Annotated in this window: 11 protein-coding genes; 8 read left to right on the forward strand and 3 right to left on the reverse strand. The window is 44.5% G+C overall.

Translation table 11 applies throughout. The annotated features are described in order from the left end of the window. Positions 1 to 6: 6 nt before the first annotated feature. Complete coding sequence (locus P0M28_RS05720; protein WP_302208668.1) at positions 7 to 2,190, reverse strand: outer membrane protein assembly factor BamB family protein; 2,184 nt, start codon at positions 2,188 to 2,190, stop codon at positions 7 to 9. Between the two features lie 609 nt (positions 2,191 to 2,799). On the opposite strand from P0M28_RS05720, the gene P0M28_RS05725 reads away from it, so the two are divergent. From P0M28_RS05725 to P0M28_RS05740, 4 genes are all read left to right on the forward strand, one after another. Next, entirely contained in the window at positions 2,800 to 4,896 is a 2,097-nt protein-coding gene (locus P0M28_RS05725; protein WP_302208670.1) for an OmpA family protein, read from the forward strand. A 117-nt stretch (positions 4,897 to 5,013) separates the two neighbouring features. Continuing rightward, positions 5,014 to 5,742: a bifunctional demethylmenaquinone methyltransferase/2-methoxy-6-polyprenyl-1,4-benzoquinol methylase UbiE gene (ubiE, locus tag P0M28_RS05730; protein ID WP_302208672.1), complete on the forward strand. Its 729-nt coding sequence runs from the start codon at positions 5,014 to 5,016 to the stop codon at positions 5,740 to 5,742. Next, positions 5,685 to 6,443 carry a type IX secretion/gliding motility protein PorT/SprT gene (gene porT, locus P0M28_RS05735; protein WP_302208673.1) on the forward strand — a complete coding sequence of 253 codons (759 nt, stop codon included), beginning with the start codon at positions 5,685 to 5,687 and terminating at the stop codon, positions 6,441 to 6,443. The genes ubiE and porT overlap by 58 nt, the downstream gene beginning before the upstream one ends. 62 nt (positions 6,444 to 6,505) lie before the next feature. Beyond that, the gene (locus P0M28_RS05740; RefSeq protein WP_302208674.1) at positions 6,506 to 6,655 is read left to right on the forward strand and encodes a DUF2256 domain-containing protein; all 150 of its coding nucleotides are present in this window, start codon (positions 6,506 to 6,508) and stop codon (positions 6,653 to 6,655) included. A 25-nt stretch (positions 6,656 to 6,680) separates the two neighbouring features. On the opposite strand, the gene pdxA is transcribed toward P0M28_RS05740, so the two are convergent. Both pdxA and P0M28_RS05750 read right to left on the reverse strand, forming a co-directional pair. Next, positions 6,681 to 7,826: a 4-hydroxythreonine-4-phosphate dehydrogenase PdxA gene (pdxA, locus tag P0M28_RS05745; RefSeq protein WP_302208675.1), complete on the reverse strand. Its 1,146-nt coding sequence runs from the start codon at positions 7,824 to 7,826 to the stop codon at positions 6,681 to 6,683. A gap of 14 nt (positions 7,827 to 7,840) precedes the next feature. Further along, complete coding sequence (locus P0M28_RS05750) at positions 7,841 to 9,274, reverse strand: leucyl aminopeptidase family protein (RefSeq protein ID WP_302208676.1); 1,434 nt, start codon at positions 9,272 to 9,274, stop codon at positions 7,841 to 7,843. A 253-nt stretch (positions 9,275 to 9,527) separates the two neighbouring features. Between P0M28_RS05750 and P0M28_RS05755 the strand changes: the two genes are divergently transcribed. Genes P0M28_RS05755 through mgtE form a run of 4 tightly spaced genes read left to right on the forward strand, consistent with a single transcriptional unit; the run spans position 9,528 to position 13,032 of the window. Then, positions 9,528 to 10,136, forward strand: a complete 609-nt coding sequence (locus tag P0M28_RS05755; protein ID WP_302208677.1) for a DUF6088 family protein — start codon at positions 9,528 to 9,530, stop codon at positions 10,134 to 10,136. 21 nt (positions 10,137 to 10,157) lie between these two features. Further along, entirely contained in the window at positions 10,158 to 10,796 is a 639-nt protein-coding gene (locus P0M28_RS05760; protein WP_302208679.1) for a nucleotidyl transferase AbiEii/AbiGii toxin family protein, read from the forward strand. Between the two features lie 50 nt (positions 10,797 to 10,846). Then, positions 10,847 to 11,671 carry a 16S rRNA (adenine(1518)-N(6)/adenine(1519)-N(6))-dimethyltransferase RsmA gene (rsmA, locus tag P0M28_RS05765; protein ID WP_302208681.1) on the forward strand — a complete coding sequence of 275 codons (825 nt, stop codon included), beginning with the start codon at positions 10,847 to 10,849 and terminating at the stop codon, positions 11,669 to 11,671. Continuing rightward, the gene (mgtE, locus tag P0M28_RS05770; RefSeq protein ID WP_302208682.1) at positions 11,659 to 13,032 is read left to right on the forward strand and encodes a magnesium transporter; all 1,374 of its coding nucleotides are present in this window, start codon (positions 11,659 to 11,661) and stop codon (positions 13,030 to 13,032) included. Before rsmA ends, mgtE begins: the two co-directional genes overlap by 13 nt. Positions 13,033 to 13,065 lie beyond the last annotated feature (33 nt).

Here is a 13,065-nt window from a genome sequence, read left to right on the forward strand (position 1 = left end):
TTTGAATTAGTTTTCAGGTAGTGCAAAAGCCACGTATTGGTCACCCCGCTCATCGGTAATTTTTCCCCCGCCGGCCGCAATTACCACGTACTGCTTACCGTCCACTTCGTAAGTGCAAGGGGTAGCCATACCCGCTGCCGGCAGTGAATGTCGCCATAGTTCTTCGCCAGTAGCCGAATTAAATGCTCTAAACTGAGAGTCCTTACTAGCTCCAATAAAGATTAGTCCTCCGGCAGTTACTACTGGACCACCGTAGTTTTCGGTTCCAGTAGGTGCGTTGCCTTCCGCTATCAGCTCAGGAAATTCACCCAAAGGTACTTTCCAAAGTATCTCGCCTTTATTCAGGTCAATTGCATTCAGGGTGCCCCAAGGTGGTTTTACGGCAGGGTAGCCATCTGCATCTATAAAGCGGTTGTAGCCGGTATGGTTGTAGCGTAACTGCCCGGTTTCCTTCTGCGATACGGTTTGAACCACCATCTCGTCGTCACCCTGCTTGTTGAGCAGAAACGCACTAACTGCATCAATTTGGGTATCGGTAAGAAAAGCAAACGAAGGCATTGCTCCCTTTCCATTCCGCACCATCTCGTGCACCTGACCTTCATCCAGTCGCTCGGCTAAATTGACCAATGCAGGGGCGTTACCGTGAAAATTTGACCCTTGCAGTTCAGCTCCGTGGCAACCCATACAATTTCCCTGATACACATTCTGCCCTAACGCAACTAAATTCTGAGGGGCTTCTTGAGATTGCTCCACCATTGTTAAAATCCAGGGCATCTCGTTAGCGTTGACGTACAAAACTCCAGTATTCGGGTCGTACCCAGCTCCACCCCACTCACCTCCGCCATCGAAGCCAGGAAATATAATCGTGCCTTCGGTGCTGGGCGGCACAAATTGCCCATCGGAACGAACCGTTTTAAATACCGCTAATAGCGAATCACGAGAACTAGAATTTGGGTTAATATCCTCGGCGGTCATCCGTTGCCGGGAGAACGCCGGAGGTTGGGTCGGTAGTGGTTGGGTTGGCCAAGCCTGCTCACCAATCAAATCTGATTCCGGGTAGGCTCGCTCCTCAATCGGAAACAGCGATTCTCCGGTTTCCCGATTAAATACGTATACGTGACCCGATTTAGTAATCTGAGCTACAGCATCAATTGACTTACCATCGCGCTCAATAGTAACCAGCGTGGGCGGAGCAGGCAAATCCCGATCCCAAACATCGTGGTGTACTGTCTGAAAGTGCCAGAGTTTTTCACCGGTTTGGGCATTCAAAGCTACTAGGCTGTTCGCGTAAAGATTCGCTCCCTTGCGGTTGCCCCCGTAAAAATCGAAGGCGGCTGAACCTAAGGGAACAAACACAATGCCTTGTGCTTCATCCAATGTCATTCCCGTCCAGTTATTCACTCCTCCAATAAATTTGTAGGCAGTAGAGTCTTCCCAGGTTTCGTAACCCGGCTGACCCGGTTGAGGAATGGTATGAAAAATCCAGGCCTGTTCACCCGTGCGAATATTAAAGGCTCGGATATGACCGGGCGCAGCCGGAAGCCGTTCGGAGTTAAGGGCTCCCATAATAATTAAATCTCCGTGAATAGTACCCGGAGCGTGGTAGCGGTACGATAGCCCCTCAATATCTCGACCTAAGCCTTCTCTCAAGTCAATATAACCTTCTTTACCAAAATCGGTGATGGGTTCACCAGTCAGTGCATCCAGCGCGTAAAGTTTCTCTTCCGCCGAAAAAATCAGTCGGCGGTCATCACCATCAGCCCAATACGCCAGCCCTCGGGTAAAGCTTACCTGATCGGTTCCCTGAAAAGGATTAAACTCCCAGATTCGCTGACCAGTAGCCGCCTGTACAGCAAAAATTTTCATGCCGGGTGAGGCCCCGTACAATATAGTATCAACTACCAGCGGATTACACTGGATATAATTATTTTCACCAATATCGCCCGAAGCATACGTCCAAGCTACTTCCAGGTTTTGTACATTGTCTCGATTGACCTGCCCTAAGGATGAATAGTGCGTACGCGCCGGATCGCCTAGATAGCTACTCCAACTTTTGTAATCAGCGACGTTTTCATTACCCGACTCGGTAACCTCAATGGTTTGGCACGATACAATGATTGAAGAAAACAAGAACCCAAAAGATAAATTACGAAAAACCATATTTTCCTCTGCTGCGTTTGATAAATCCATTTAATTTAAGAAGAAAATACCAATTCTGTTGAATATTACATTTGCACCTGTACTCTACCCTCAAATCTGTCAGTAGTACCCCTCCGCTACTAGCTCAGTTCCTTAATCTACTATCCACCCTGTGCTTGCCTTTCTGTGATAATTGATTACTAAGAACTACTTATGAAGGGAAAAAATCACACTACAGAATTCAGTAGATTCATCTAAGATATTACTCCTTCTTTTATTTGAATATTTTTGCTAAGCATTTAGCTTCTACTTTCTGGAGAAAACCTACCTGAAGCCACTTTACCAATACAATTTCAATATAAAGCACTGTTAATCACATAGTTAATTTGAAAAAAACTTTAAAAGCCTTGGTATCTACCCGATAGTTGGTAAGGAATTACTCTTGGCTTTTTAATTTGTACTATTACATATCATCCCTTTCCAGCTTTCTGATAATCAGCCGTAACTACCTGAATCACACGGTTTTTTACCAAAACTTACGTTGTAACTTCAACCTATTTTATAACATACCTTATTGCAATAACTTGCGAAGGCATATTCTATAAAACTGACGTTGGCGAAGTTGTGAGAAATCAGCATACTTTCGCCCACCATACGTATATGAATAGACTGATTGTAAAGTACATTCTATTATCCGCATTCGGCTTTCTGCATTCAGTGGCAATCATTGCCCAAGATAATAACAAGCAAGTAGCTGAGGAATTCGTAGAAATTGGAGATGAGATTTATTTTGTTCAGAAGGCACCTGAGCAAGCCAAGGAGATGTATATTCAAGCGGCTCAGCTCGATCCGAGCAATATTAAGGCCAATTACATGGCCGGAAAAACCATCAGCGAAACGATTAATAAAGGGGAAGCCACTCCGTATTTTCAGCAGGTATATCAGCTAGATGCCGACTATAAGTTCGATTTATTGTATTCTATCGCTCGTTCTTACCAGTACGGGTTGCAATTTGAGGAGGCAATTGAACACTACAATCGCTACTTAGAACGATTAGAGCAAGATAAGGATTACCGAGGCGAAGATAAAATACCGGAAAACCAGGTGAAGCGGCGCATTTATGAGTGCCAAAATGGGCAAGAATTTATCGCCAACGCCCGCAATTTTATCATTAAAAACATTGGTAGTAGCATTAACTCCAACAGTCTGGACTACGCTCCGGTAATTAATGCTGATGAAACAATGATGATTTTTACCTCGCGTCGCAAGCAAAATAACCTGAACGAAAACGTATACGACGATAACTTCGCCTACGAAGACATCTTTATCTCTTATAAAGAAAATGGAAAGTGGGGGCCCGCTAAGAATATTGATGAACCCGTAAACACACTGTATTTTGAGTCAAATTTAGCACTATCGGCTGATGGAAAGCAGTTGTACTTGTATCGTGACGAAAATAACGGAGATATTTACGTATCCGATCAACGGTCTGACGGGAGTTGGTCGGAGCCTGAGCCAGTAAGCGATAACATAAATTCTTCTTACTCCGAAAATTCTGTCACCATTTCTCCGGATGGACAAACCATTTACTTCTCTAGTGACCGACCGGGTGGCTTTGGCGGGCTAGACCTTTATAAATGTGAAAAAGATCGAAAGGGCGAGTGGGGAAAGGTAACTAACTTAGGAGAAACGGTGAATACCCCGTACGATGAGGATGGGGTATTTATGGATTTTGACGGCAAAACGCTCTATTTCAGTAGTAGGGGAAGAAAAGGAATGGGCGGATACGATATTTTCAAATCGGTTTACAAAGCTGAAGATGATAGCTGGAATGATCCGGTTAACTTAGGCTACCCAATTAATACTCCTGACGACGATATTTTCTTTGTGAGTACTAAAGATGGAAAGCGAGGGTATTTCGCTACAGTACGTAACGATGGTGTGGGCTACCTGGATATTTATATGGTGGAAATCCCCGATCAAACCGAAGAGCTAGCGAACAAACTAGATAAGAAAAACCAGAAGCAATTGGCCAAGGAAGAAGGGTTGGCGAACCGTAACATTGGACAAGTTAATCAACCCAAAAGCAGTAACACACTCCAGCCAGTACAATTGCTGTTAAAGGTGGAAGATGCTAGCAATCAGCAGGCCCTTGATGCTCAGGTTTCATTAAAAGGTAACCAGAAAGACGAAACGCTAGCCTCCCAGAAGATAGCCGATGGCATTTACCGCTTCGATATTCAGAATAATAAAACGGTGGAATACGTACTGGCGGTGGAAAAGCCTGGCTACGTTTACAAAAGTGTGAAGGTCAGCATTCCGCCTATGGCTGATAAGCCTCAAGAATTTCGTAAGAAAGTCACGCTAGACCCCGTAACGCAGGTAGCAACCGACTACCGAATGGTGCTCGACTTCGTATACTTCGATTTTAACAGTGCTCACCTGAAGGACGAATCTCAGGACGAGTTAAGCCGACTGAAGAGCTTTCTGGAAGAAAATCCGGGAGTGCGGGTAGAAATTGCCGGACACACTGACAATATTGGTTCGGCCACCTACAATAAGGCATTATCGCAAAAGCGCGCCCAAGCCATTGTTAATTATTTGGCCGAACAAGGTATTGCTACCGAACGCCTTACCGCTCAGGGTTACGGTGAAACCGACCCCATTGCCAGCAACGACGATGAGGCTGAAGGGCGCGAGCTAAACCGTCGGGTAGAGATGCGGGTACTCGAGTCCCGAACTATTGCTAATCAGTAGATAGTATTACTTCGTAAACTTTCTGGTACCAGCCCCCCTTCGGATGAACAAATTTTCCGTACAAGTGGTTGGATAACCGTATTAAATCAGCAGCCTTTCGGGGTTTATTCACAGACTATGGCCGTTATTCCGTATAAAGATCAATCGTCTTCCAAAAAAGAGCAGGTAGCTCAGATGTTTAATAACATTAGCAAGCGTTACGATCTGCTAAATCACCTTCTGAGTGCTGGAATCGACATTTACTGGCGAAAGCAAGCTATTAAGTTACTAAAGCCTCATCAGCCCAAGCATATTTTAGATATTGCCACCGGCACCGCCGATTTTGCTATTGAAGCCCTAGCATTAAACCCGGAAAAGGTGATTGGGGTGGATATCTCAGACGGAATGCTGGAGATGGGCCGCAAGAAATTAAAGCGTCGCCAGTTGGATGATCGTATTGAGCTCCGGCTGGGCGATTCGGAAGGATTGCACTTTGATGATAATATATTTGATGCTGCCATCGTTGCATTTGGTGTACGCAACTTTGAAAACCTGCACAGCGGCTTAGAAGATATATGCCGAGTACTGAAACCCGGCGGACGGTTAGTGGTGCTAGAATTTTCTAAGCCTACTAAGTTTCCAATGAAGCAGTTGTATAATTTCTACTTTAAAAACATTTTGCCCCTTATTGGTAAATTTGTTTCCAAAGATCAATCAGCTTACACATATCTGCCCGAATCGGTTCAGGCTTTTCCTGACGGACAGGCATTTTTGCAAGCATTACAAAAAACAGGGTATACCGAAACACGATGCAAAGCACTTACTTTTGGCATAAGCACCATTTACACCGCAAAAAAGGATTCTTAACATTACTATTTGTCTTAGGGGCGATAGCTACCTGGGCACAAAACCCCTCGGGCAAGCACTACACTAAATCTGATAACTTACCTAATTACGATAACCGTTGGCTGCACTATGGCTTTGCCATTGGCATCCATTCGTCTAGTTACCGTGTTCAGTACAGCGATTTATTTACTTCACCGGAGTTTGAATCTTTACACTCGGTGATGGCAGCAAACTCTTTTGGTTTTTCACTGGGACTTATCGCTAACCTTCGGTTGGCTGATTACCTGGATTTACGCCTAGTTCCTGAGGTTGTGTTCTACGAAAACCGGCTGGACTATCAACTTATTGAAAACAATCAATTGGTTACCGACCAGCAAATTATAGAGTCTACCTTTATTGAAATACCCGTGCTATTTAAGTATAAGTCCGTAAGGCGAGGTAACCACCGAATGTACCTAATAGGTGGAGTGGAAGCAGGTATTGAAGCTACCGGCGCAGATAAGGGAGGTAACGAAAGTGACCGTTTACTTACCGGAAGCAGTAACCTTTCGTTGCAAGCTGGTTTTGGGCTAGATATTTACTTCCCGCTGTTTAAGTTTGCCCCCGAAGTGCGCTACTCCCGCGGGATCACCAATATGCTGAGTAGCAATGAAAATCGTTACTCCCGCCCACTGAACCAAATAGCGACCAACACGCTCACGCTGTATCTACTTTTTGAGTAGAAAATAGGATATTGTCTTATTCTTCTATTAATCATCATTCACTATTCATTCATCATCAATTAGTGAAACACCGCAAAAAAGGCGATTTACCTACCAAAACTTGTCCAGTCTGCCAGCGACCGTTTACTTGGCGCAAAAAGTGGAAAAACGTTTGGGATGACGTGGTGTATTGCAGTGAACGCTGCCGTCGGGGGCGCAACAATAAAGATTAAGTTGAAGCAGAATAAGACAACCTCATCATGATTCACTCTTCACCACTTCGTCGTTATTTTCCAGTTGCCTTCCTTCAGTCGCTACTTTCTGACTGACCGATTGAGCTCGTTGCCGTACCACATCACAAGCTAGATACAATGCCTCTCGCATAGATTCGGCGTTAGCTTGGTTTTTACCGGCAATATCGTAAGCCGTACCGTGGTCGGGAGAAGTACGCACAGCAGAAAGCCCCGCAGTGAAGTTCACTCCTTTTTCAAACGCTAAGGTTTTAAAAGGGATCAGACCCTGATCGTGGTACATGGCTAGTACCCCATCGAACTGCTGGTGCATAAACGCTCCGAAAAACCCATCGGAGGGAAATGGGCCGTAAATTAGTTTTCCTTTATCCTTTAGTTCCCGAATTACGGGTAGCAAAATGTCTTGCTCTTCCGAGCCAAGCAACCCATCTTCTCCAGCATGAGGGTTTAATCCCAGCATTGCAATACGGGGTTTTATCACTCCAAAGTCTTGCTGCAATGATTTTTCCATGAGTAGTACTTTCTGCCGCACGCTACTTCGGGTAATCTTCTGGCTAATCTGGTGCAGGGGTATGTGCCCGGTTACTACTCCTACCCGAAGCTTCTCATGAACCAGCAGCATTAAGTGCTCTTCAGCTTCAAAAGTCTTGGCCAAAAATTCGGTATGTCCCGGAAAGTTAAAATCTTCGTTCTGAATGTTGTTCTTATTGATAGGAGCAGTTACAATGGCAGACACTTCATGTTCTTTCAAAGCTTGCGTAGCCCGATCTAGTGCGTGCCAAGCAGCTTGTCCTGCGGCATTCGTCACCTTCCCCGGTTGCAATTCTACCACATCTTGCCAGCAGTTAAAGACGTTAACTTTGCCGTAAGCAATGTTATTTAAGTCTTTGATTGTCATGAAATTAAACTGCTCCATTTCGCACTGCTTCCGGTAGTAAGATACTACCTTGGCCGATCCGAAGATAATGGGAGTCATTTGATTGAGAATCCGTTTATCGTTCAGTGCCTTAATGGTGACTTCGGGCCCTACTCCGTTCACATCGCCAATACTAATAGCGATGACTGGGGCTTTCGCCGAAGGGTTTCCTGGCTTAGGCCTCGATCTATTTGGCTGGTCAGACTGCGTGGTCTTATGGTGAATTGTCTGCTGCATTGTACTAGGTTAGGCTACTGAGCTAATTTCTTGAAAAAGTGGTATAACAGCCGTACCCCCGCCCCAGTTCCGTTTTTGCCCCGATAGCCGTCCGGGCTATCTAAAAAAGCGACTCCAGCAATATCCAGGTGCATCCATTCGTAGTCAGTGAAATGCTTTAGAAACATGCCGGCTGTGATAGCTCCGGCCATACGACCACCGATATTTTTCAGATCGGCAATATCTGATTTCAGATAGCTGCGATACTCTTTCCAAAGCGGAAACTCCACTAAACGCTCGTAGGTTTCTTCACCTGCTTGCCTCAGTTGATTCTTGTACTCTTCCGAAGCACTGCCCATCATCACCATTCCCTCTTTGCCAATGGCTACGGCAGCGGCTCCGGTAAGCGTAGCTAAATCGATGACCAGGGCTGGCTTATACTTTTTGGCAAAGGCCAAAGCATCGGCTAAAATCAAGCGCCCTTCGGCATCAGTGTTTAGCACTTCTACCGTAGTGCCATCCGAGATAGTAATTACATCGCCCGGCACAATGGCGTTGCCACCCGGACGGTTATCTGTAGCCGGTACCAGACCGATCAAGTGAATAGGCAATTTATTTTTCGCTACTGCCACCATCGTCCCAATTACAGCCGCCGAACCGCCCATGTCAGATTTCATGGTATCCATTGAGGTAGAAGGTTTCAGGCTCAACCCACCCGTATCGTAGGTTACTCCTTTTCCAACAATCACGTAGGGTTGAGCATTAACCGGATTATCAGACTTATACTCCAGAATATTGAACGTTGGCGGATCTTCACTTCCGGCGTTCACGCCCAGCAAACCGCCCATTTTCAGAGATTTAATCCTGGGCTTATCAAAAACCTCCACCTTAAAACCACTCTCTTTTCCCGCTTTCTTGAAAGCTTTACTCAGTTGGTTAGCATTTAGTGAAATTACTGGCTCATTGATTAAATCGCGGGCTAGGCAGGTTCCGGCTACAATATTACCCAGCTCCTGCACATCCCGGCTGCTAATTTCAGGATGGACAATACTAACTTCTTTAAGACCGCTCGCTACGACCTCCTTCAACTCTTTCCGATAGCTGGAAAATGTGTAAGCAGCCAATAACAGGCCTTCGGCTAAAGCCAAAACCTGAGAAGCCTGTCCACCGCTGATTTTCACTTTTTTAACTTCTTCTTGCTTCAGCCTTTTGTAAAGTGATGCTCCCTGTTTTCGGTAGGCTTCTACAGTATACTCAGGAGAATCTTCGGTGATGGGTGCTACCAAGAAGACCCAGCGTTGGTACTGATTGATAGCAATCAGTTCTTTTTTGCTTTTTAGCTTTCGCTGAAAATAGTGTCGCTCAGCTTCGTTAGTCAGGAGATCACCGTCTGGCTCACCATCGCTGAGCAATACAATCAGGTCATCTTTATCTTTTATAGCTTTAGCTGTTTTCAACTTAATGGACATAGAAATATGGTTTTTTAGTGCAATTTAATAATGTTTTTGACAATCGGTGATGAATACCTGGCTTTCATCTGCTAGCTCTACTCTTGCTCATTCCCTGAGTAAAATTAGTTATGTTTTTCAAGTCGTTCGTCTTATTTGATTTCTGCTTGACTGGGTATGCTTCCACGCAATAAACTCTATCTAAAAGTGTAGAACCCCTCCCTTCTTTCTTTACATTTTGTCGCAAATTTAGTATATATTTGCGACAGGAAGAATGCGATATTATTTAATGCAAAGCGTTGAGGACAAAATAGAAAAAGTAATTAAATCAAAGCAAAGAGGCACTTTGTTCTTTACGAATGATTTCATGACGTATGGCTCCGCAAAAGCCATTCAAAAGGCTTTGGAAAGGCTAACTAATAAAGGAGGTATTACTAGAGTTACCAGAGGCATTTTTGTACGGCCTGAAATCAGCAAATATGTAGGAGAAGTACTTCCTACGGCAGAAGAAGTAGCGCAAGGAATTGCCAAGCGAGATAAAATCAAGATCGTTCCTACGGGAGTTTCTGCTTTGAATAAGCTAGGATTGAGCACTCAGGTGCCTCTTAAGCTGGTTTATCTGACAGATGGTGCTCCTAGGGAAATCAAAATTGGTAACCGGATTATCAAACTCAAGAGAACCACCCCTAAAAACCTGTTAGCTAAAGGAAAAACTAGCAGCTTGGTGATACAGGCGCTAAGAGAAATTGGCCAACAAGGAACAAAAGAAGAACTCAAGCACAGGATAATTAAACTGCTCAAAAAGGAGACGCGTAAGAATTTAGAACATGATTTGCCACTTGCCCCTGTCTGGATCAGAAAAATAATGCAGGAGGCTCTATGATAAATTTCTTTCAAATACCGGATGATGAAAAAAGAAAAGTCTACCGCAGTTGAGAAAGATGCCTGGGTAACCTTGATGCTGTGGGCAATATTTTCATCTGAACACGCAGAGCATTTTATTTTCAAAGGCGGCACATCACTAAGTAAAGCGTTTAACTTAATTAAGCGGTTTTCAGAAGATATTGACCTAGGAGTTGATCGAGAACATCTTGGTTTTGATGGAAATCTAAGCAAGGGTCAAGTCCGAAAACTAAGAAGGGCTTGTCATACCTATGTATTATCAGAACTATCCGAGATGCTGAAGAAACGGTTAGCTGAATACAGATTGGATGATAGTTTATATGAAATAGCAGTAGAAAATATTCAAATTTCTGATCAAAACCCGGAGACAATTCAAGTGAATTATAAATCACTTTACGAAGAAGTCCCGTACCTTCCAAATCGAGTGTTGATTGAAGTAAGTGCGCGTTCTTTAATTAAACCTAATCAAAAAGCTAATATACAATCGCTAATTAGTCAACACTACCCCGATACGCTCCAAAAGACATTTTTAGAGAAACTAATTTTGCTGCATGAAGAATTTCAAAAACCGATTGAGAATGTTCGACATATAAGAATGTCTCGGCACTTCTATGATATACGGCAATTCACCAGAATTTGACATACTGCTTAACAAAATGTCAAATAAATTAAAAAAATGACCTACAGTAAATGATACACCGCGTTGAAGCACTGTTTATACCGACAATGAAAAAAGCCATGCCAGGAGTACGTCCCAAGAAGTTTTTAGGTCAACACTTTCTCAAAGACCAAAACATTGCTCAGAAAATTGTGGAGAGCTTAGGTGGGCACGGTGACTATCGACATGTACTGGAAGTTGGGCCGGGTACCGGAGTACTCACCCAGTTTCTTATTCAACAGTCTCAATATCAAACTACCGTTATTGAGGTAGATGATGAATCCGTAGCGTATCTGAAGCAGCAGTATCCGGCTTTACCCATATTGCATCAGGATTTTTTGAAAACGAACTTAGCTGAGCAACCTTCTCCGCTAGCCATTATTGGTAACTTTCCTTACAACATATCTTCTCAGATATTTTTCAAAGTGCTGGATCACCGCAACTCAGTTCCCGAAGTAGTGGGTATGATTCAGAAGGAAGTGGGCGACCGCATCTGCTCTCCGCCCGGCAGTAAAGTTTACGGCATACTAAGTGTATTGCTGCAAGCCTACTACAATATTGAGTATCTGTTTACGGTAGAACCCCAAGTATTTCACCCGCCTCCCAAAGTGCGCTCGGCTGTTATTCGCTTGCAGCGCAACTCGGTAAGTCAGCTTCCTTGTAGCGAAACCTTATTTCGCCGGATAGTGAAGCAGGGCTTTCAAAACCGCCGTAAGACCTTGCGTAACGCGCTGAAACCGCTAAATTTGCCGGAGCCAATCCGGCAATTACCCATGTTGAACCTGCGAGCTGAGCAGTTGTCGGTCAATGATTTTGTGCAGCTTACTCAACAAATTGAGCCATCGTGGAAACCATAGATTTTTTATCGTTTGAAGTATCCCCGGCGTATTTAGAGTGGGTGCGGGAAGCTATCTCCCAAGATGCCTCCGGTACAGTGCAGGAAAGCATGACGGACGCCAACGCGGTAGACATTCTTACGGTGCTCTACGAACTTAATACTGAAGAGTCGAAGTATATACTTAAACTGCTAGATAAAGAAAAGGCGGCTGATGTGATTGTCGAGATTGAGGAAGAAGACCAGACCGCTTTTCTTCGAAATTTTGCCCCCGCCGAGCTAGCCAACTTCATTGATTACCTAGACTCTGATGATGGTGCGGATATTCTGAACCGCTTACCGATTCAAACCCGGGAGGAAGTGATTGACCGGATGCAGAATGCCGAACGGGCTCGCCATGTGAAAGATTTGATTCGCTACGAAGAAGACCGGGCTGGGGGGTTGATGGCCAAGGAGCTTATCAAAGTGGATATCAATTGGACTATCCTCCAGTGTATTGAAGAAATTCGTCGCCAAGCCGAAAAAGTAGATAAGCTCTACTCAGTTTATGTGGTAAATGATAAAAATCAATTACTGGGTAAAGTCTCTTTGAAACGGATTATTCTATCGCAAGACCAAACCAGAATTGCCGACATTTACGACAGCGAAATTATTTCGGTGCCCACCTTTATGGAAGAAGAAGAAATTGCGGAGATTATGCAAAAGTACGATCTGGAAGTAATACCAGTGGTCGATGTGCTGGAGCGATTAGTTGGTAGAATCACCATTGATGATATTGTGGATGTGATTACCGAAATGGCTGAGGAAGAACGCCAACTGATGGCCGGTATTTCGGGGGATGTGGAAGAGCGCAGCGACAGTGTTTGGCAACTTTCCCGCGCTCGTCTTCCCTGGCTCATTATTGGTATGCTGGGTGGTCTGTTAGGTGCTCGCTTTATCGGAATTTTTGAGGCTGATATTGCGCTAGTTCCAGCCATGGCGTTCTTCATTCCTCTGATTACCGCTACCGGAGGCAATGTAGGTATTCAATCTTCTTCACTGGTGGTGCAAAGTCTGGCAACTTCGTCGGTATTTGGCGATCAGTTAGCCAAACGGTTAGTGAAGGTGCTGATCGTAGCACTGATTAACGGACTATCTTTGGGCGCACTAGTTTTAGGCTTTAACTTGCTCTTTGGTGAAGAATTGCGATTAGCGGGAGTAGTAGCTATTGCTCTGTTCAGCGTAGTACTGCTTGCTTCTTTTATGGGTACACTTACTCCACTGGTACTCAATCGCTTCGGCGTGAATCCGGCACTAGCTTCTGGCCCGTTTATCACTACTGCTAACGACCTTCTGGGGTTAGCGGTCTACTTTAGCGTAGCCCATTTGCTGTATGAGTTTTAAGAAGGAGAAAAACGAATTGTGGGCTGTGGATTA

Source organism: Tunicatimonas pelagia (assembly GCF_030506325.1).
Classification (GTDB): domain Bacteria; phylum Bacteroidota; class Bacteroidia; order Cytophagales; family Cyclobacteriaceae; genus Tunicatimonas; species Tunicatimonas pelagia.